This window comes from Pseudomonas sp. 57B-090624, from assembly GCF_003234055.1.
GTDB classification, from domain to species: domain Bacteria; phylum Pseudomonadota; class Gammaproteobacteria; order Pseudomonadales; family Pseudomonadaceae; genus Metapseudomonas; species Metapseudomonas tohonis.
This window is the reverse complement of the sequence record NZ_QKRU01000104.1, coordinates 1-15,612: the sequence shown is the minus strand read 5'-3', so window position 1 is coordinate 15,612 and position 15,612 is coordinate 1. Positions and strand designations below refer to the sequence as shown.

Genomic DNA, 15,612 nt, shown 5'->3' with positions numbered 1-15,612 from the left:
GGACTGGGGGGTGTAGGGCGGGGCGTTACAGCAGAGGCCCCGCGAGGGCGGGGCTGTGGCGGCCGGTGGCGAGCGCTCAGGGCGCCTCAGGGCCTGCGGTTGCGGGGTCTTGCAGCTGCTGGATGAACCAGAGGCCAAGTTCGGAGAGGTAGAACAGCTGGTCCGCTGGCTTTATGTCTCCGATATCCACACCGGACATGACTGCGGTGGAGCTGGATTCGATGGAGTCGTTGAGCATCCCTTTCGCGACCAGATCGGAGATGCACATCTGCAGCAGTTTGTTATCGATCTCGTGCAACAGGTATTCGATTCGCGGGCCGCTGGGGTGATCCTTCCCTACGGTGAAGTAGCCCGGCTTGCCTCCTTGCGCCTGGTGCAGCTCGGATGCAGTGCGGAGGATGAGGATGTGCACATCCTCGAACTCCTTGATGAGCTTCAGCACCTGGGAGATCTCGTCCCAGTCGATCGAGCTGTTCATCCAGGTGTGCGCGAGGATGGCGGCGAAGTAGCGGGCCTTCTTTTTACTGGTGGTGTCCATGAGCGCGTTGATGCAGACGTTCAGCGCCGTCATGAATTCTTCCGACTCCGGGTCGGGAGCGTTGCGGTCGATCATTCTCGCCAGGTGCGCGAAGACCACATCCACCTTTTTGAAGTTGTAGGTGGCTACGTGGTTGGAAACGATGCGGTCGACGCTTCCGGCGCCCGCCTCATTCACCGCCCACACGAAGTACGGGAAGAGAACGCTGCCCTCGTACTTCTTGAACAGCTTGATCAAGGCGGTGTTCTTGAGCCCGTAGGCTTCAGCCAGGGCCGAGCCTTCCTTCGGGATAAGTTCTTTACCACTCATAACGGTTCCTTGTTGGGACTGCTGGTGGAGTGATGGTAGGGACTGGCCCGATCTCGTCGCAACCCAATGGCTGGTACTTCCCTTCCAGACCCCGTGGGGCGTGGCCTGCGCCACGCCCCATTCACTCAAAGCACGAAGGCCGGACGGCCGCCCACGCTGGTGTCGATGTGGCTGCGCGAGTCGGCCAGGCCCAGGGCGCGCAGCCCGGCGGTGGGGCCGCTGCCCCAGTTGCCGCCACGGATGGGCAGGCGCTCGCCGTAGTTGCGCAGGTGGATGCGGTCGCTGTCGCCCAGCTCCTTGTGGCGGTAGAGGCCGAGCACCTTGAGCAGCGTGGGGATGGTGATGCCCGTGGCGTGCTTCATGGCACCGAAGGGGCCGTCGTTGTGGCCGATGTCGTTGCTGTTGGCACCCTCCGCGCCGGTGCGGTGGGTGATGTGCTCGGCCAGGACGGGCACGCCGCCGTTGCCCTGGGTGGTGGCGGTGGGGGAGTCGAGCCTGGCGGTGCCCGGGGTGCCGGGGGCTACCAGGGCGCCGTCGCTCAGGCGGATGGCGCGCCAGGCGCTGGAGTGGGTGGAGAGGTCGGCGCTGACGGCGTCGTTGTTGGGGATGATGTGGATCTCGCCTTCCACCAGGCGCAGGCCGCCTTGCCATTCCCAGAGGTTGCCGCAGAGGTCGGCGATGCCGGCGTGGGTGTTGTCGTGACGCCAGCCGCAGGGGCCGGAGCCGGTGAGCACGGGGCCGTCCGTGCTGGTGTCGCCGATGGCTTCGCCCGCCACGCGGCGGCCGGTTTCGTAGGGGGCATCGCTGCTGCGGCCGTAGTGGTCGTTGCCCCGTGGGACGAAGCCGTTGCGGTGGCACCAGAGCATGAGCGCGGCCCATTCGGCGTTGCTGCCCAGGTGCCAGCCGATGCCGTTGGCGCGGGCGACGTTGCTGAAGGTGTCGAAGCTCCTGGCGCGGTCCGGCGGGGTGTTGGGGAGGGAGAGCAGTTCGCCGTTCTTGATCACGCCGCAGTAGGTGCCATAGAAGAATTCCGACTTCTCCACGCCGTTGACGATGAAGGCGGGGTGCGGGCCCTTGCCGAGGTCGACGCCGGGTTCGGCCAGGTCCTCGAGGTTGAAGCGCGGCACCACGGTCATGTAGCTGGGCTGGCCCTTGGCGGTGTAGAGCACGGTCTGCCGGCCGCCGGAGGCGGCTTCCACGGCGGCGCGCAGGTCGTCTTTGATGAACAGGGTGGGCATGGCTGCCTCCTTAGGGGGTGGGCCAGAGGGTGAGCACGACGGAGTGCGGGTCCAGCGGCTGGCGGGTGGGCTCGCCGGCGCTGTGGTCGTAGCGCGCGGGCGGCAGTTCGATGTGGGCCAGGTAGGCGCCGTCGCCGCCCAGCCGGGCGGTGCCGGCCTGGCTGCGCACCTCGAGGGTGACGCTGGCGTCCTGCTGGTGGTCGGCCAGCTCAAGGGTGAGGCCGGCGATGGTGACGGTGGTGCCGCTGACGGCGAAGTCGGCCACGGGCTGGCCGGGCTGGATGAGACGGATCTGGGCCATGGGGCGCTCCTTATTGGTCGAGCCGGCTGACGCGGTAGCGCAGGTGCACGGCGTCGGCGGCCGAGGCGAGGGTGATGACGAAGCCGTTGCTGGCACGGCTGGTGATGCACAGGGCCTGGGGTGGGCAGGGCGCGCCCCGGGCGCTGACCAGGTCGAGGTCGATGCGGTAGGCGCTGTCGGTGAGGCGGGCGATGGGCACGAAGCGGCTGGCGGGGCTGTCGAGGAACCGGGGGAAGCCGGGCTCCAGGCGCCGCAGGCTGGTGAGGGTGACCTGGGCGAGGTTGGGGTCGGTGGTGTCGGTGCTGTGGGCTGGCAGCGTGAGGCTGTAGAGCGGGATGGCATCGCCCGGCAGCGCTTCGCCGATGGCGCCGACCGCCAGCTGCCAGCCTCCGGCCACGGGGTGCAGGTAGGCGGTGACGGTGGCACTGCCGGCGCCGATGTTGGCCGGCACCGAGGCCTGGTTCTCGCCGCCGGCCACCGCGTAGGTGCGGCCGTTGGCGAAGCAGATGCCGCCTGCCAGGTTGAGGTTGCGGGCGGCGCTGGTGGAGCGGCTGACGGTGCAGCCCCGGACGAGGCCGCGGTTGGCCATGTGCACCTCGCCTTCCTGCTGCAGGTGCTGCTTGAGGGCGCGAATGGCGCTGTTGGCGAGGCCGACCTGGTCGAGCGCGTACTTGAGAGCGGCGACCACTTCGTCGATGAAGCCGGGCGAGAGGCTGGCGTGGGTGCGGTCGAGCCGCTGCAGGCGCTCGGCCAGGCTGGCGTTGCCGTTGCGGGCCTGGTGCACCTCGTCGGCGAAGGCCTTGAGGAAGACGTCGTTGTTGATCAGCGCCTGGTAGTTGGGGTTCCAGGTATCGGGGTGCTTGGGGTCGGTCTCTTCGAGCCTGCGCAGGAAGGCGGTGAAGAGGGCGACGCCGTCGAGGTTGGCCATGGGGCGCTCCTGGTCAGTATTGGAAGGTGAGTTCGATGTCCAGCTCGGTTTCCGGCTCGAACCCCTTGGCGGCGATGACGCGGCGGCCGACGAGGGTGCCGTCCTCGGCGAAGGCGCCGATCTCGCGCAGTACGCGGTTGCCGACGGCGCGGCCGACCAGGGTGGCGGAGGCCATCAGCAGGACGCCGCGCACCTGCAGGCTGGCGGGCAGGCGGATGAATTCGGCCTCCAGGGCCTCGTCGTCGAGGCGGTAGGGGCGGGCGCCGGTGCCGAAGGCCAGGTGGCTGATGCGCGGCAGCGCGCTGCCCCTGGCGGCGGCCTGGGCCACCTTGCTGCGGTAGGCGTAGGTGGTGGCGGTGCTGGTCATAGGGGCTCCTGGGTCTGGTGGGGGCCGTGGCGCAGGCGCAGCCGGCCGATGAAGCCGATGCAGGGCGGGCCGAGGGTGGCGCCGAGGTTGCTGGTGCCGTCCAGGGCGTTGGTGCCATCGAGCCGTTCGGCGGGCTCGAGGTAGCGGCCGCCGGCGGCGGGCCCCTGCAGGGCGAGGCGCAGCCGTTGGGTGATGCGGATGGGCCCGGGGCCGAGGGGCTCGCCGGCCGGGCGAGTGGGGCGCAGCTGGCCGTGGCCGTCGAGGGGGCTGCTGCCGTCCAGCTGCGCTGGCAGGTGGTGTCCGCCCAGTGGGCCGCAGCCATCGAGGGTGGCGAAGCCGGGTACGGCGATGCGCTTGCAGCGCCGCAACCGGAGGCGGGCGCGGCCGCGATAGCCCAGCAACTGCGGCTGTGACTGGAAGCGGGCGGCGGCCACCAGGACGATGGCGGCCAGCTGGGAGCGGGCAGGGGCGTAGGCGCTGCACAGGGTGGCGATGCGCCGCAGCATGGCGGGGGTGGTTTCGCGCTCCACGGCGTTGAGGCGCAGGGCGTATTCGGCCCAGTGCCGGGTGGTGAAGCGGAAGGACCCCTCGGGGGCGGAGAGGTCGCTGCTGCCATCGAGGGTGTTGTCGCCCTCGAGCAATTCGCCGCCGGCCTGCAGCCACTGGCGCTGCAGCTGGGCGTGCTCCACCAGTTCGCAGTCGGGGTAGCCGTGGGCGGCCAGCGCCTGGCGGATGGCCCAGGGGGTGCCGCGCTTGCGGTGCCAGGCCAGGGCGCCGCGCACCAGGTTGCGGCGTTGCTCGCTGCTTTCGGCCAGCTCCCAGAAATCCACGCTGAGCGTCCAGGCCAGGTAGCCGAGGAGCGCGGGCGGGCAGCGCTCGACGTCCCAGAGCCGGGCGTGCTCCACGGGCAGGTGCAGCGGGTCGCCGGCCTGGGCGAGGCGGCGCTCCAGGGCGCTGGCGTTGGCGGGGAGCAATTCAGCCATGGTGGCTGGCCGTTTCCAGGTGCACCTCGCTGCACCAGGGCGCGGTGAGGGCGTCGGGCTCCCAGTCGCGCGTCGGTTCGAGCAGTTCGACGCGCTGCAGGCCGGGCTGGTGCAGCGCGGCGTAGAGGCCGGAGAGGCGGATGGCGGCGCCGATGCGGTGCTGCTCGCGGGTGTAGCGCTGCAGGGCGGCGCGGGCGGCCTCGAGCAGGGGCTCGACGGTGGCGCCGGGGCCATGGTGCAGCCGGGCGTGGACGCGGTAGTGCAGCACGGCTGCGGGGTGCACCAGGACCTGGTCGTTGAGCGGGCGGATGTCGTCGGCGGTGAGGGCCCGTTCGACCGCCTGCAGCAGCTCGGCGCTGGGGCTGCCGTCGCCTGCCTGGCCGAGCACGGTGACGCGCACGGTGCCGGGCGTTGGGCGATCGCAGCGGGCGTCGCGCACCTCGGGGTGAGCGCTGCGGGCGTGGTAGCGGTAGGCCTCGGCGGGCCCGGCGGTGGCGTAGGCGAAGACGCTCATCAGGACGCGCTGGCGGTAGGCGTCGTCGGGCTCGCCTGCGAGCCGCTGCACTTGCAGCAGGGCGAGCAGGTGGTCCAGGTCCGCCCCGCGGGCGAAGGCCACCAGCACGGCGCGGCCGGCGTCGTTGATGCGCTGGCGTAGCAGCAGCTCGCGGTAGGCGGATTCTTGCAGCAGCTTGGTGAGCGGCTCCGACTCCAGGGCCAGGCGCTCGGCGATGGCGGGGCGCTCGGCCTCGGGCCAGTGGGCGAGCAGGGCGGCCTTGCGCGACTCGAGCAGGGCTTCGAAGTCGAGCGGCTCCACCAGGTCGGGGGCGGGCAGGCGGGACAGGTCGATGGCGTTCATGGCGTGGCTCCCAGCAGCAGGGGGATGCGCAGGTCGGCCGGCTCGTCGCTGCGCACCAGGGTGGCCTCGAGGCTCAGCTCGAAGCGCCCGTCCAGGTCTATCGCGACCAGCTGCACGCGGCCCAGGCGCAGGCGCGGCTCCCAGCGCAGCAGCGCGGTGGCGATGGCGGCGTAGCAGAGCAGGCGGGTGGTGGCGTTGCCGGGCTGGTCCAGCAACTCGGGCAGTTGGCTGCCGTAGTCGCGGCGCATCACGCGTGTGCCCGGGCGGGTGGTGAGGATGTCGGCCACGCTCTGGCGGATGTGCTCCAGCTCGCCCAGGGCGGCACCGGTGTGGCAGTTCACAGCGGCGGGCTCGTGGGGGCACCGAGGTTGCCCAAGTGCAGGTGCTTGACCAGGCTCACGCCGGCGGCGACCACCTCGGTGCCCACGGCGACGGTGCCGGTGACGTTCTGGTCGCCGGTCTGGCTCAGGTCGCCGGTCTGGTTGTAATCGCCCTGCTGGGTGGTATCGCCCACCAGGATGTAGTCGCCCGTCTGGTTGTAGTTGCCTTCATGGGTGACATCGCCCACCAGGGTGATGCCGCCGCTGCTGACCAGCTCGGTGCTGCCGCCGCCGGGCAGGATGGCGCGCAGGTGGTGGGCGGCGCTGTCGTACTCGATCACCGCGCCGTCGCGGTAGGTGGTGCGGTGCAGGGCCGCCGTCTCGCCATTGGCGGGGATGGCGTCGCTGAACAGGCCGCAGAGCACCACGCCGTTGGCCGTCTGCCCCGAGGGGCTGAGCACCAGGACCTGTTCGCCCTCGGTGGGCGGGTTCCAGACCCTGTCCTCACCCGCGCGCAGGGCCAGCCAGGGCAGCCAGCCGGTAAGCAACCGCCCGCTCTGGATGCGCACACGGGCGGTGGCGAGATCCACCTCGGCGACGGTGCCGAGGCGGATGAGGTTTTCGATAAGGCGGGAGAGGGTGGCGAGGGTGGTCATGCCGCCGATGGTGGCGGTCCATCGTGCGCATTGCAGTGCTCGGGGTTTGTAGCAAAGACTCTTACAGCTTTTGCCCAGCGCTCTTATTAGGCCTCATGGCTTCATCTCTCAGGGCTTTTATTTTTGGAAGTGGCTTCAGTCCACTTTGGGGGTCGTTTGATATAAAGATGTATTCATCCCCGTATATCGAGTTGTACCAGACTTTAAGTAAAACATTTTCTCTTAGATAACTATCAAAATCGGTTGCTGGCTTGGTTGAGGCCTCCACATAAAAACTAACCTCAATGAGGTGAGTCGCTTCTCCAGGTGATATGTAAGAGCCCATCGACAGTCTGTGATGCCCCCAGCTGTCTTTGCCGAACCATTTGAGCTCCTCCTGAATCCTTGTCATGGCTTCATTGACGGGGTCTATGTTGCTCATTAGTTCGCCTTTATAATAAAGCTCAGCACAAACTAATACGGCTGGGCCGATTCCGTTATTGGTGATCTCGATGGAATAGGCTCGCTCATAATCATCGGTGTGAGATGTGCTGTCGAGATGAGGACGGACCGTAAGCCTGTTGTGCGACCGTTGAAGAGCGACCTGATATGCCGTGTATATAAGTGCGATCGAGGCGATGGAGATTGAAACAAGGTCTTTATATTTGTTGAAAAGCTCTAGTAGTTCGTTCATGGCTTAACCTCCTTGTGAGAATTCAAAGCAGCACCTCCAAGTCTTGAAGCTACTACTGGGCGGCATGAGCCGGTGCTCTACCGCTTCAACCCGGACTCTCAAACACCCAGCAACGAATGGTCTTGCCCGTCAGGCGGCTGGCCAGGGGATGGTTCTTGTGCAGGCAGCGAGGCGTTGGGCTGTGCCAGAGCGCGGTGCGCAGGGTGTTGTCCAGGCGCAATGGCTGGCCGTGCTCGAGGAGTAGGCGGGCCAGCTCGGGCAAGTTGACGGCTAGCAGGTCGGCCGTGCGCGCGTGGTTGTAGTCCACCCCTTTGGCATCCAGGGCCGCGAGGGCGGCCCAGAAGGGGGCGAGCAGGTCGGGCACGGCCGGGGCGGCCTGGCCGATGCTGTCGATGGGGGGCGTGGGCAGCCCCATGGCGCGAGACACTTCGTCGAGCTGCTGGTGGATCATCTGCCGCATGCCGGCATCGCGGGTGCGCAGCAGTTCCTTGCCCAGGGCGAGGCGGTGGCGGGAGAGGGTGACCCGTTGGGTGGCCGGCTGTGCCCCTGGGCGCGTGGCGCTGCCCTTGGTCCAGTAGTCCCACAGGGCGTCGTCGCATTCGTTCTGGTAGCGGACGATCTTGTCGCGCAGTTCGGGCTTCACCTTGTTGGGGCTGATGGTCATCAGCCATGAGGCGAGCTTGCGCAGAGGCAAACAGGAAGAGACCTGTGGGCCACCTACGGAAGGTGTGGTGATTTCCACCATACCCCAGCGCTCAGAATTGGCTTTCAGCTTTACGTGCTGGCTTTTCCAATCCAGCCCCATGTTGGTAACGACCGTTTTCATTGCCACATAGGGGTGATCGTCCTGCCCTACCAGCACGACGGTGTCTTCATAGAACGGAACCGGGATCAGTTGCTGCGCGGTGCTCATGACGGTCTCCTTGTCAGGCGGCGGGGTGCTGGGCCAGGGCTGCCACGGCACGCAGGATGAAACGGCGGTCAGCTTCGGCCAGATGGCGCAGGTGTTGCAACAGGGCGCGCTCGTCTCGGGGCAACAGGCAGAGGGCCAGCAGGCGGCGGAGGCGGGTCATGCACGTGCCCTCCCGGTCCGGTGCTCGCTGCTGGCGATCACCGCATCGAGCTGTTCGGCCAGCAGGCCATAGGCGCTGCCCAGCAGTTCGGGCTCAAGGGGGCCTTGCTTGTCGGCTTCGGAGAGGTACTGGAGGAGGCGCAGAACGTTGCGGGCGCGGTGGAGCTTGAACTGATCGTCTTCGGTGAGGCCGTAGGGGCGCTTCTCGGACATGGTGACACTCCTTGACTGGCTGGAGTTCGCCACCACTGCTCTCACGCTAATGGAGGCGAACCGTGCGCGGGGTGAGAGACCAGGGTCAAGGATCCCGGCCGGGCCGAAGCCCGCCCACGCACGGCCCGCCATTACGCGGGCACAAAAAAACGCCAAGTAGGCGTCGTGCGCCTTGACCATTACGGGCTCTCACCCCCGTATCGCTGGATTGACAGCGACGGGCGAACGATAGCGCCGAGGGGGAGGGAGGTCAACCGTGATCAGGATGGGGGGCGAGCCGTGCGCGGGTTGGCCGACCGGGGTACAAGGACCCGGCACACCCGAAGGTGTCCCGCACACGGCCCGCCATTACGCCGCTGTACGCCTTTGGCAGTTGACCTCAACCGTTGTTGAAATGACAAGGCTTGGGTAGTGCAGTGTGACGCTGTTGCTCGATATACGCCATTGGCGTACATTCCCGGTCCATGATCTTTATCGAAACCCCTGTGTTCACCAAGCGATTGCGCGAACTGCTCGATGACGACAGTTATGCCGCGTTCCAGCGCCAGTTGGCCGAGAGGCCGGAGATGGGCGCCGTCATCGAGGGGACGGGTGGAATCCGCAAGGTGCGGGTGGCCACTGGTGGGCAGGGTAAGCGCGGTGGGTCGAGGGTCATCTACTACCACTTTTCGTCCGCTTCGCAGATCGCGCTGTTGCTGATCTACCCGAAGAATGAGAAGGACGACCTGAGCGCCGAGGAGCGCAAGGTGCTGCGGCAGATTGTCGAGCGCTGGAGGTAACCCCATGAGCAAGTTCTTCGATGACCTGCTGGAGAGCGTCCAGCAGATGGATGAGATTCAACGTGGCGAGCGCCAGCCTTCGCGGGAGTTCGCCATCGATGCGTTGCGGGTGAAGGAAATCCGCAAGGCCACCGGCCTGACTCAGGCCAAGTTCGCGGCGATGATCGACGTGCAACTGGGCACCCTGCGCAACTGGGAGCAGGGGCGGCGTGAGCCCACCGGCCCCGCCAAGGCGCTTCTGCGGGCGATTCACAATGACCCGAAGCATGTGATCGAGGCGCTGGGTAGCTGACCCCGGCACCTGGCCTCGCCAAGCCCCGCCATCGGCAACGGTGTGCGGGGCTTTTCATGTCGGCCCATGGCCGAGGTGCCCTAGCACCTGGTCCCGAATGAGTTCCCGCTCCGCCTCCGTCAACCCGATCAGCTCCCGCCTCGCATACTGCACCTGTGGCGCGCCGCGCCCTGGCCTGTCCCGCAACCCGTATTGGTGAACCCGCGCTATGCGGCTGATGCGCCCGGTGAAGCCGATGGTGGCGGCGCTGGCGTTGCCGCGTGCCTTGAGGAAACGGGCGGTGCGCAGCTTGGTGAACATGCGGGCCTGGCGCTTGATGCGGCCGGCCTTGCCACGCAGGGTGCGTTGCTTCCTGGGCTCGTAGCCGCTGCCGTCGGGGTTGCGCTGGGCGAGGATGCGCTTTTGCTGGCTGCGGCGCAGGTGCTGGGCGACCTGGCGGGCGAGCTTGCTGCGCTCGTTGGGTTGCAGGCGGGTGATGAGCGGCGTGAGCCAGGCCTGCAGGTCGTCCTCGAGCTCAGCCATGGGGGATGTACCAGGTGCCGGGCTCCGGTGGTTCGATGTCCAGTTGCGGCTCGGCCGGGTGGGTGAGGGTGGTGGTGCCGTCGGCATCGCGGCCGACCACGACGCGCTCGGTGAGGGGCAGGGTGATGGCGAGGTCGACCTTGTCGTTGGCGAGGATGTCGGCTTCGAAGTGGATTCCTTCGCGGGCCTTGTCGAGGTTGGCGAGCAGCTCGGGCTGGTGGACGCGCAGCCAGCCCAGCAGGGGCAGGGCGACGGCGTCCGGGTGGCCGGCGTAGTCGGTGAGGATGAGCTGCAGGCGGTAGGCGTATTCCCAGGAGAGGGTGCGGGCGGCGGTGCAGCGGATGCTGCCGTCGTCGATGAACACCAGGAGGCGGTCGGGGTTGCGCTCCAGTTCGGGCACGGTGGCGAGGAGGTGGGCGCGCAGGCTTTCCGGTTTGTTCATGGCTGGGCCTGCTGGTGCTCGAGGAGCATGTCGACCTGGGCGGCGCATTCGGCCCAGGCCTGTTCGATGGTGTCCAGGGCGTGGCGCAGTTCGCCGTTAGTGCGTGGCGCCGTCGCGGGCAGGTGGCAGGCCACCACCGCTGGACAGCCAGGCTCGGTAGGCGGCGGCGCCGTCGAGTGCGGGGCGCTGGTGCAGCCGGCGAGCAGCAGGAGGCAGAGGCTGGGCAGCCCAGGTGGCGAGTGCGGGGTCTTCATGCTGGAGCTCCTCGATGCGTTGGTTGCGCTGGGCCTGCAGCTGGCGCAGCTGGTTGAGGCTGGCCCGCAGCCGGGCCTGGGCCTGGCGCTCGCCCTGCAGCTGGTGCTGGAGGTGGGCGATGCGCTGCTCGGCCTGCTGCCGCTGTTTCTGGGCCTGGGTGCGTTCGGCCTGGTGCTGCCGGTGCTGGCTCCAGAGCTGGGCGGCGAGGGCGGCGAGCAGGGCGAGGCCGAGCAGGCCCTGGCGCAGGCGGCTCATGCGGGCTGGCCGCAGTGGCAGGCGGCGTGGCGCTGGTAGGCGCGTTCGAGCTTTACGTCGTAGAGGTTGCGAGCGTAGGCGGGGCCGTTGTAGCGCTTGGCGAAGTCTTGCCACTTCCGGGCCTTGAGGGCCTTGTGCAGTTGCGGGTCGGCCGCGATGAAGCGGACGAAGGCTTCGAAGTGCTCGGATTCGTTGCGGTGCATGCGTTCGACGAATTCGTGGACGCTGGCGTAGCCGAGGGCGGTGGCGTGGTGGCCCATGATCTGGAAGGCGCCCCAGCTGGTGGATTCGAGGGCGGCGAGGTCGTCGATGCGGCGGGCGTTGGCCAGGCGCTGGTGCTCGGCGACGCCGCCGGCGTAGCCGCCCGGGCGCGGGTTGACGAGGTTGGGGTATTGGGCGGTGAGGGCGGCGGCGCGCGCCTTGCCGAGCTGGCGGTGCATGACGTGGCGCTCGAAGAGGATGGCGGGCTTGCCGTTGCCGAGGAAGCCGCGGCCGGCGCTTTCCACTTCGTTGACGGCGTAGAGGGCGGCGAGCTCGACGCCGAGGCGCTTGGCGGCGCTGACCAGGTCGGCGTTCTTGAGCAGTGGCGTGCAGTCGCCCCCCGCGAGGGCGAGCTGGGTTTTCGGGGCGGCGATGCCGTCGACCACCAGGCCGACGCCTAGCTGGTAGGCGCGGACGGCCTTTTCGGTTTCGTCGCCGTAGATGCCGTCGACGATGAGCGTGGCGCCCCGGGCGTTGAGGGCCTGTTGCAGCTGCTGGACGGCCAGGGACTGGTCGCCGTGGCGGAGGGTGTTCATAGCTGGTCCACCTTGCGGTTGAGGAAGCGGCGGGCGAGGGCGCGCACGCCTTCGACGCCGAGCAGGCCGATGACGCCGCCGAGGAAGGGGGCGGCGCTGGTGGGGATGCCGAGCAGGGGCAGCCCATAGGTGCCGGCGGTGGTGAGCAGGCCGCAGAGGGGCGCTTCCAGGGCCACGCGGCGCAGGCCGCCACCGCCGTAGATGATGCGCAGGGCGGCGATGGCGAAGGCGAGGCCGCCGGCGTAGAGGGCGTGCCAGTGGTGTTCGAGCCAGGTGGTGAGCCAGGCCCAGGAGTCGGGGCGTTCAGGCATGCGTTGCATTCCGGTTTCCAGTGGTCAGTCCCATAGGGCCACCGCCTGGCGTTGGGGTTGTGGGGCCTGGTCGGGCAGGTGGATGCGGTGGCCCTGGGGGAGGTGGGGCCCCAGGTCGGCGAGGCCGGGGTTGGCTTCGAGTACGGCTTCGGTGACGCCTGCGGTGCGGCCGTAGAGGCGCCAGCAGAGGGCGTCGAGGGTTTCGCCCTGGAGGGCGCGGGTGCTGGTCATCAGATCAGCTCCACTGTGGTGCGCCTGACGCCGAGCAGGTCGCGCACGGCCCAGCGCTGATCGCGGCGGTAGTCGTCGATGGCCTGGGCCTCGTCTGCGGCTTTCTGCTCGCCGCTGTTGGTGGCGTCGAAGGTGCGGTAGCGCTCGGCGATTTCGGCGCTGGTGGCGGCGTAGACGGCGCGGGTGTAGGTGTGCACCAGGGCGCTGATGCCGTTGATACGCTCGCTGGGGACGCTGGCCAGCTTGGTGTGGCCGGCGACCTGCCAGTGGCGTTTGCGGCTGCGCAGGTCGGCATTGACGCTGAGCATGGCGGCGACGGTGGCGACTTCGAGGCGGGCGTTGCTGACGCTGCCGTCGATGCGCTGGGCGTCACGCAGGGCGTGGGCGTCGATGTCTGGCCAGAAGCCGTCGTTGCTGAGGGTGAAGGCGGTGGGTGTGCCGCCGGCGATGAATCCGCTCATGGGCCTCACTCGGTTGGGTCGGCGGTGGTCGGGGCGTCTCCTCAGCCATCGCGAGCTTGGATCGGCCCCGAGCCGCCGGGGTGCGGGGGACCGCTCGGTTAGCCGCCTGGTTTGGCGGCGAGTTTGGTGAGCAGCCGTGTGGCTGCGTCGAAAGCCTGTTTGCCGCCACACATGGCGTGCAGTTCGATGGCGCGTTGCAGCAGCTCGGCGCCGGCCGCGACCTGGCCGGGCTGGCCGGGGCTTTCCAGGGTGAGGCCGTGGAGGGTGGCGCGGCCGGCGGCGAGGTAGAGCTTGGCGCGGGCCTCGTCGGGCATGTCGTGCTCGGCGGTGAGTTCGAGGGTGCGGTGGAGCAGGGGCAGTTCGAAGTGCCCCTTGGTCTTTTGCACCTTGAGGGCGGCTTCGGCGATTTCTTCGGCCACCAGGCAGCCGGTGGTGCGTTCGAAGCGGTCGGGCATGGCGAGGCCGTGCTGCAGGACGTATTCGGCGATGTCGAGGGCGCCGGTGTAGTCGCCGGTGTCGATGCGCCAGATCATGACGGTGGTGAGCACTTCGTCCTGGGCGCCCTGGCCGCTTTCGAGCACGCCCTGGACGTAGCCGGCATAGGCGGGCAGGAGCTGGGCCTTGAGTTCGGCCTTGCGTTCGTTGCCCTGGATTTGCTTGAGGCGCAGGCGGTCCTGGTGCAGCTGGGCGAGCTGCTGTTCGTAGGCGTCGAGGCCTTCCATGGTCTGGCCGTGGGGCGTGGCTTCGGCGGCCTGGGCGGCGCTGATGCGCTGGAAGTGCCGGCGGCAGGGGTTGGTCATGGCCGGGCCCTCATTGCAGGGTGATGTTTTCGGCGAGGGCGGCGCAGCCGAGGTCTTCGATGACGTAGGCCTCGTTGACCGATTCGTAGTTTTCGATGCGGTCGCGCTTGGCGTTGTCGACGACGGTGCGGCGGCGGGTGCCTTCCTGCCAGTAGATGGAGAGGTTGTCGAGGCGGGTGACCTTGAGGGCGTTGGCCGGGAAGTAGGGCACGCGCACGGCGGGCAGGTTGCCGATGCGTTTCTGGCTGGTGACGATGTCGGCGGCGAGCATCTCGCTGGGGTCGTGGCTCTTGTTGATGATGGGGAAGTATTTGTCGGCCAGCAGTTGGCGGCCGCAGACGACCACGAGGCCGGGGTCTTCCTGGTACCAGGGTTCGATGAATTCGTTGACCATGCTGAAGACCAGGGCGTCGAGGTTTTCGAAGTCCTGGCCGTCGCCGATGCGGATCTTGCCGCTGCCTTCCTGCACTTCGCCGAGCACGCGGGCGGCGTTTTCGTTGCGCATCTTCTGCAGCCAGCCGACGTTGACGTCCTGCAGCAGCGGGTGGCGGCGGCGGTCGGAGGTGGCGGCGCGGGTGGTGCCGTTCCAGCCGACCATGATGCGGTTCAGCGCCATGAGGCGGACGATGGCGTCGCGGATGCGGCTCTGGAAGTCGGGGAATTTGGCCCAGGCGTCGAGCTTGGAATATTTGATGTGGGTGTCGAAGTTGGTCTGGGTGCAGAGGTAGCCGCGGTCGTCGAGGACGCTGGGGTCGCGGGTTTCGCGGTCCTGTTCGTCGGTGTTGGTGGTGCTGGCGATGGGGCCGTCGAGGCCGAGGCCGATCTTTTCGCCCATCTGTTCGGGTACGCCGTAGATGTTGATGGCGCTGAGGAACTGGCTGGATTCCTGGATGTGGGTTTCGAGGGTTTGGGCGACGCTGGGTTCGGCGGTGAATTTGGTGGTGACGTCCGGCACGCCGTGCAGCTTGGCGAGCTGCGCGAGGTAGGCGTTGTAGAGGATTCGGGTTTCGTTGCGCATGGGGCTCTCCGTGGGGCCTGCGGGCGTGCTCAGCAGTCGGTGACGGTGTGTTTGCCGGCGCCGGTGACGGCTGGGCGCGGCTTCTGGCTGTGGTCCTGGGTGTTGCCGAGCTGGGCCTTGAGGTCGTCGAGGCTGGCGCTGTAGCGGCTGAGCTGCGCCTCGAGGGCGGCGATGATTTCATCGACCTTGAGGCTGTGCTCGGCTTGCTGCTGGGCGAGGGTGACCAGGCCTTGGAGAGCTTCGCCGAGGTCACCGAAGTGGACGGCGTCTTTCCTGTCCTTGGCCTTGCCTTTGCTGACCAATTCGCCGATGGCGCTCTTGAGGCTGGTGAAGAGGCCGGCCGGGTCGGTGATTTCTTCGAACTCGAGCTCGACCTCGGTGCATTCGCTGTAGAGGTCGTCCGGGTGCTGCTTGCGGGTCTTGAGCGGGCTGGCTTCGGGGTTCTGCGCGGCGAAGGTGAGCATCTCGGAGCCGAGGCTGGCGGGGGTGTCGGTGACGCCGAGGCCCATGAGGTAGGCCTTGCCGGTGCCGGCGAATTTTTCGCGCACTTCGATGCTGGTGAAGATCTTCTGCTTGAGCTTGGTGACCATGTTGACCAGGTCGTCGGTGGGCTCTATCTGGGCGTAGAGGGCGCGGCGGGTTTCGCCGTCGATTTCGGTGTCCTGGGCCTTGAGGGCGATGACGTCGCCGTAGGCGCGGAAGGGGGAGTCGGGCAGGGCGCTGCGGATGTGTTCCATCCAGATGCGGGCGCCGTATTTGGTGCGGTCGTAGCTGTCGGCCATTTGGTCGATCCAGCTGCGTTCGATGCGGCGGCCGTCGGTGGTGGCGCCTTCGACGGCGACGCGGAAGAATTTGGAGCGGTATTTCTTGGGCTTGTCGGCCATGGGGTGGTGTCCTCGGTGCGGGGCGCTGGTTGGCGCTGGCAGTGAGGCCATGGTCGGGACGCACGCGTGCCCCAGCAACGCACGGGGGTTGTGGGGGCAGGGGCTACAAGG

Annotated in this window: 26 protein-coding genes; 3 read left to right on the top strand and 23 right to left on the bottom strand. The window is 67.9% G+C overall.

All coding sequences use genetic code 11. The annotated features are described in order from the left end of the window. Positions 1-76: 76 nt before the first annotated feature. The 13 genes from DMX10_RS29870 to DMX10_RS29815 all read right to left on the bottom strand — a co-directional run bounded on the left by DMX10_RS29870 (position 77) and on the right by DMX10_RS29815 (position 8,454). Positions 77-847 (bottom strand): hypothetical protein, encoded by a 771-nt coding sequence (locus tag DMX10_RS29870; RefSeq protein ID WP_111264505.1) that lies wholly within the window; start codon positions 845-847, stop codon positions 77-79. 125 nt (positions 848-972) lie between these two features. Continuing rightward, on the bottom strand, positions 973-2,085 hold the full coding sequence (locus DMX10_RS29865; RefSeq protein WP_111264504.1) for a hypothetical protein: 1,113 nt from the start codon (positions 2,083-2,085) through the stop codon (positions 973-975). A 10-nt stretch (positions 2,086-2,095) separates the two neighbouring features. Continuing rightward, the gene (locus DMX10_RS29860; RefSeq protein ID WP_111264503.1) at positions 2,096-2,386 is read right to left on the bottom strand and encodes a hypothetical protein; all 291 of its coding nucleotides are present in this window, start codon (positions 2,384-2,386) and stop codon (positions 2,096-2,098) included. Between the two features lie 10 nt (positions 2,387-2,396). Next, on the bottom strand, positions 2,397-3,314 hold the full coding sequence (locus DMX10_RS29855; protein WP_111264502.1) for a hypothetical protein: 918 nt from the start codon (positions 3,312-3,314) through the stop codon (positions 2,397-2,399). A gap of 13 nt (positions 3,315-3,327) precedes the next feature. Beyond that, on the bottom strand, positions 3,328-3,681 hold the full coding sequence (locus DMX10_RS29850) for a hypothetical protein (protein WP_111264501.1): 354 nt from the start codon (positions 3,679-3,681) through the stop codon (positions 3,328-3,330). Then, positions 3,678-4,664: a phage tail protein I gene (locus DMX10_RS29845; RefSeq protein WP_111264500.1), complete on the bottom strand. Its 987-nt coding sequence runs from the start codon at positions 4,662-4,664 to the stop codon at positions 3,678-3,680. Before DMX10_RS29845 ends, DMX10_RS29850 begins: the two co-directional genes overlap by 4 nt. Beyond that, a complete protein-coding gene (locus DMX10_RS29840; RefSeq protein WP_111264499.1) occupies positions 4,657-5,520 on the bottom strand; it encodes a baseplate J/gp47 family protein in 864 nt (287 codons plus the stop codon). Before DMX10_RS29840 ends, DMX10_RS29845 begins: the two co-directional genes overlap by 8 nt. Further along, complete coding sequence (locus DMX10_RS29835) at positions 5,517-5,861, bottom strand: GPW/gp25 family protein (protein WP_111264498.1); 345 nt, start codon at positions 5,859-5,861, stop codon at positions 5,517-5,519. Before DMX10_RS29835 ends, DMX10_RS29840 begins: the two co-directional genes overlap by 4 nt. Next, positions 5,858-6,496: a phage baseplate assembly protein V gene (locus DMX10_RS29830; RefSeq protein WP_111264497.1), complete on the bottom strand. Its 639-nt coding sequence runs from the start codon at positions 6,494-6,496 to the stop codon at positions 5,858-5,860. Before DMX10_RS29830 ends, DMX10_RS29835 begins: the two co-directional genes overlap by 4 nt. Positions 6,497-6,557: 61 nt before the next feature. After that, complete coding sequence (locus DMX10_RS29825; RefSeq protein ID WP_111264496.1) at positions 6,558-7,169, bottom strand: hypothetical protein; 612 nt, start codon at positions 7,167-7,169, stop codon at positions 6,558-6,560. 85 nt (positions 7,170-7,254) lie between these two features. Beyond that, a complete protein-coding gene (locus tag DMX10_RS29820; RefSeq protein WP_111264495.1) occupies positions 7,255-8,082 on the bottom strand; it encodes a phage antirepressor N-terminal domain-containing protein in 828 nt (275 codons plus the stop codon). A gap of 13 nt (positions 8,083-8,095) precedes the next feature. Next, positions 8,096-8,242 (bottom strand): hypothetical protein, encoded by a 147-nt coding sequence (locus DMX10_RS32870; protein ID WP_158545637.1) that lies wholly within the window; start codon positions 8,240-8,242, stop codon positions 8,096-8,098. After that, complete coding sequence (locus DMX10_RS29815; protein ID WP_111264494.1) at positions 8,239-8,454, bottom strand: hypothetical protein; 216 nt, start codon at positions 8,452-8,454, stop codon at positions 8,239-8,241. The genes DMX10_RS32870 and DMX10_RS29815 overlap by 4 nt, the downstream gene beginning before the upstream one ends. A 464-nt stretch (positions 8,455-8,918) precedes the next feature. Here DMX10_RS29815 and DMX10_RS29810 point away from each other — a divergent pair, with 464 nt between their 5' ends. Both DMX10_RS29810 and nadS read left to right on the top strand, forming a co-directional pair. Beyond that, on the top strand, positions 8,919-9,233 hold the full coding sequence (locus tag DMX10_RS29810; protein WP_111264493.1) for a type II toxin-antitoxin system RelE/ParE family toxin: 315 nt from the start codon (positions 8,919-8,921) through the stop codon (positions 9,231-9,233). A gap of 4 nt (positions 9,234-9,237) precedes the next feature. Next, positions 9,238-9,525 carry a NadS family protein gene (gene nadS / locus DMX10_RS29805; RefSeq protein WP_111264492.1) on the top strand — a complete coding sequence of 96 codons (288 nt, stop codon included), beginning with the start codon at positions 9,238-9,240 and terminating at the stop codon, positions 9,523-9,525. A gap of 54 nt (positions 9,526-9,579) precedes the next feature. Here nadS and DMX10_RS29800 read toward each other — a convergent pair whose 3' ends face one another. The 3 genes from DMX10_RS29800 to lysC are packed head-to-tail and all read right to left on the bottom strand — an operon-like array spanning position 9,580 to position 10,743. Further along, entirely contained in the window at positions 9,580-10,047 is a 468-nt protein-coding gene (locus tag DMX10_RS29800) for a phage virion morphogenesis protein (RefSeq protein ID WP_111264491.1), read from the bottom strand. Continuing rightward, a complete protein-coding gene (locus tag DMX10_RS29795; protein WP_111264490.1) occupies positions 10,040-10,489 on the bottom strand; it encodes a phage tail protein in 450 nt (149 codons plus the stop codon). The genes DMX10_RS29800 and DMX10_RS29795 overlap by 8 nt, the downstream gene beginning before the upstream one ends. Then, on the bottom strand, positions 10,486-10,743 hold the full coding sequence (gene lysC / locus DMX10_RS29790) for an Rz1-like lysis system protein LysC (protein WP_111264489.1): 258 nt from the start codon (positions 10,741-10,743) through the stop codon (positions 10,486-10,488). The genes DMX10_RS29795 and lysC overlap by 4 nt, the downstream gene beginning before the upstream one ends. Here lysC and DMX10_RS33805 point away from each other — a divergent pair. Beyond that, positions 10,742-11,038: a hypothetical protein gene (locus DMX10_RS33805; RefSeq protein WP_111264488.1), complete on the top strand. Its 297-nt coding sequence runs from the start codon at positions 10,742-10,744 to the stop codon at positions 11,036-11,038. The genes lysC and DMX10_RS33805 overlap by 2 nt on opposite strands. Here the strand turns inward: DMX10_RS33805 and DMX10_RS29780 are convergent. The 7 genes from DMX10_RS29780 to DMX10_RS29750 all read right to left on the bottom strand — a co-directional run bounded on the left by DMX10_RS29780 (position 10,996) and on the right by DMX10_RS29750 (position 15,501). Beyond that, positions 10,996-11,796 (bottom strand): N-acetylmuramidase family protein, encoded by an 801-nt coding sequence (locus DMX10_RS29780; RefSeq protein ID WP_111264487.1) that lies wholly within the window; start codon positions 11,794-11,796, stop codon positions 10,996-10,998. The genes DMX10_RS33805 and DMX10_RS29780 overlap by 43 nt on opposite strands. Continuing rightward, the gene (locus tag DMX10_RS29775; protein ID WP_178083031.1) at positions 11,793-12,116 is read right to left on the bottom strand and encodes a phage holin, lambda family; all 324 of its coding nucleotides are present in this window, start codon (positions 12,114-12,116) and stop codon (positions 11,793-11,795) included. Before DMX10_RS29775 ends, DMX10_RS29780 begins: the two co-directional genes overlap by 4 nt. A 15-nt stretch (positions 12,117-12,131) precedes the next feature. Further along, positions 12,132-12,338 (bottom strand): tail protein X, encoded by a 207-nt coding sequence (locus tag DMX10_RS29770; protein ID WP_111264486.1) that lies wholly within the window; start codon positions 12,336-12,338, stop codon positions 12,132-12,134. Beyond that, positions 12,338-12,799, bottom strand: a complete 462-nt coding sequence (locus tag DMX10_RS29765) for a head completion/stabilization protein (RefSeq protein ID WP_111264485.1) — start codon at positions 12,797-12,799, stop codon at positions 12,338-12,340. The genes DMX10_RS29770 and DMX10_RS29765 overlap by 1 nt, the downstream gene beginning before the upstream one ends. 98 nt (positions 12,800-12,897) lie before the next feature. Next, positions 12,898-13,599, bottom strand: a complete 702-nt coding sequence (locus tag DMX10_RS29760; protein WP_111264484.1) for a terminase endonuclease subunit — start codon at positions 13,597-13,599, stop codon at positions 12,898-12,900. A 10-nt stretch (positions 13,600-13,609) separates the two neighbouring features. Then, a complete protein-coding gene (locus DMX10_RS29755; RefSeq protein ID WP_111264483.1) occupies positions 13,610-14,617 on the bottom strand; it encodes a phage major capsid protein, P2 family in 1,008 nt (335 codons plus the stop codon). A gap of 29 nt (positions 14,618-14,646) precedes the next feature. Continuing rightward, positions 14,647-15,501 carry a GPO family capsid scaffolding protein gene (locus tag DMX10_RS29750; protein ID WP_111264482.1) on the bottom strand — a complete coding sequence of 285 codons (855 nt, stop codon included), beginning with the start codon at positions 15,499-15,501 and terminating at the stop codon, positions 14,647-14,649. Positions 15,502-15,612 lie beyond the last annotated feature (111 nt).

What these genes read in the sequence shown, in the direction of transcription:
- DMX10_RS29870 (WP_111264505.1), bottom strand. Translation starts at nt 847, where the DNA reads ATGAGTGGTAAAGAACTTATCCCGAAGGAAGGCTCGGCCCTGGCTGAA.
- DMX10_RS29865 (WP_111264504.1), bottom strand. Translation starts at nt 2,085, where the DNA reads ATGCCCACCCTGTTCATCAAAGACGACCTGCGCGCCGCCGTGGAAGCC.
- DMX10_RS29860 (WP_111264503.1), bottom strand. Translation starts at nt 2,386, where the DNA reads ATGGCCCAGATCCGTCTCATCCAGCCCGGCCAGCCCGTGGCCGACTTC.
- DMX10_RS29855 (WP_111264502.1), bottom strand. Translation starts at nt 3,314, where the DNA reads ATGGCCAACCTCGACGGCGTCGCCCTCTTCACCGCCTTCCTGCGCAGG.
- DMX10_RS29850 (WP_111264501.1), bottom strand. Translation starts at nt 3,681, where the DNA reads ATGACCAGCACCGCCACCACCTACGCCTACCGCAGCAAGGTGGCCCAG.
- DMX10_RS29845 (WP_111264500.1), bottom strand. Translation starts at nt 4,664, where the DNA reads ATGGCTGAATTGCTCCCCGCCAACGCCAGCGCCCTGGAGCGCCGCCTC.
- DMX10_RS29840 (WP_111264499.1), bottom strand. Translation starts at nt 5,520, where the DNA reads ATGAACGCCATCGACCTGTCCCGCCTGCCCGCCCCCGACCTGGTGGAG.
- DMX10_RS29830 (WP_111264497.1), bottom strand. Translation starts at nt 6,496, where the DNA reads ATGACCACCCTCGCCACCCTCTCCCGCCTTATCGAAAACCTCATCCGC.
- DMX10_RS29825 (WP_111264496.1), bottom strand. Translation starts at nt 7,169, where the DNA reads ATGAACGAACTACTAGAGCTTTTCAACAAATATAAAGACCTTGTTTCA.
- DMX10_RS29820 (WP_111264495.1), bottom strand. Translation starts at nt 8,082, where the DNA reads ATGAGCACCGCGCAGCAACTGATCCCGGTTCCGTTCTATGAAGACACC.
- DMX10_RS32870 (WP_158545637.1), bottom strand. Translation starts at nt 8,242, where the DNA reads ATGACCCGCCTCCGCCGCCTGCTGGCCCTCTGCCTGTTGCCCCGAGAC.
- DMX10_RS29815 (WP_111264494.1), bottom strand. Translation starts at nt 8,454, where the DNA reads ATGTCCGAGAAGCGCCCCTACGGCCTCACCGAAGACGATCAGTTCAAG.
- DMX10_RS29810 (WP_111264493.1), top strand. Translation starts at nt 8,919, where the DNA reads ATGATCTTTATCGAAACCCCTGTGTTCACCAAGCGATTGCGCGAACTG.
- nadS (WP_111264492.1), top strand. Translation starts at nt 9,238, where the DNA reads ATGAGCAAGTTCTTCGATGACCTGCTGGAGAGCGTCCAGCAGATGGAT.
- DMX10_RS29800 (WP_111264491.1), bottom strand. Translation starts at nt 10,047, where the DNA reads ATGGCTGAGCTCGAGGACGACCTGCAGGCCTGGCTCACGCCGCTCATC.
- DMX10_RS29795 (WP_111264490.1), bottom strand. Translation starts at nt 10,489, where the DNA reads ATGAACAAACCGGAAAGCCTGCGCGCCCACCTCCTCGCCACCGTGCCC.
- DMX10_RS33805 (WP_111264488.1), top strand. Translation starts at nt 10,742, where the DNA reads ATGCTGGAGCTCCTCGATGCGTTGGTTGCGCTGGGCCTGCAGCTGGCG.
- lysC (WP_111264489.1), bottom strand. Translation starts at nt 10,743, where the DNA reads ATGAAGACCCCGCACTCGCCACCTGGGCTGCCCAGCCTCTGCCTCCTG.
- DMX10_RS29780 (WP_111264487.1), bottom strand. Translation starts at nt 11,796, where the DNA reads ATGAACACCCTCCGCCACGGCGACCAGTCCCTGGCCGTCCAGCAGCTG.
- DMX10_RS29775 (WP_178083031.1), bottom strand. Translation starts at nt 12,116, where the DNA reads ATGCAACGCATGCCTGAACGCCCCGACTCCTGGGCCTGGCTCACCACC.
- DMX10_RS29770 (WP_111264486.1), bottom strand. Translation starts at nt 12,338, where the DNA reads ATGACCAGCACCCGCGCCCTCCAGGGCGAAACCCTCGACGCCCTCTGC.
- DMX10_RS29765 (WP_111264485.1), bottom strand. Translation starts at nt 12,799, where the DNA reads ATGAGCGGATTCATCGCCGGCGGCACACCCACCGCCTTCACCCTCAGC.
- DMX10_RS29760 (WP_111264484.1), bottom strand. Translation starts at nt 13,599, where the DNA reads ATGACCAACCCCTGCCGCCGGCACTTCCAGCGCATCAGCGCCGCCCAG.
- DMX10_RS29755 (WP_111264483.1), bottom strand. Translation starts at nt 14,617, where the DNA reads ATGCGCAACGAAACCCGAATCCTCTACAACGCCTACCTCGCGCAGCTC.
- DMX10_RS29750 (WP_111264482.1), bottom strand. Translation starts at nt 15,501, where the DNA reads ATGGCCGACAAGCCCAAGAAATACCGCTCCAAATTCTTCCGCGTCGCC.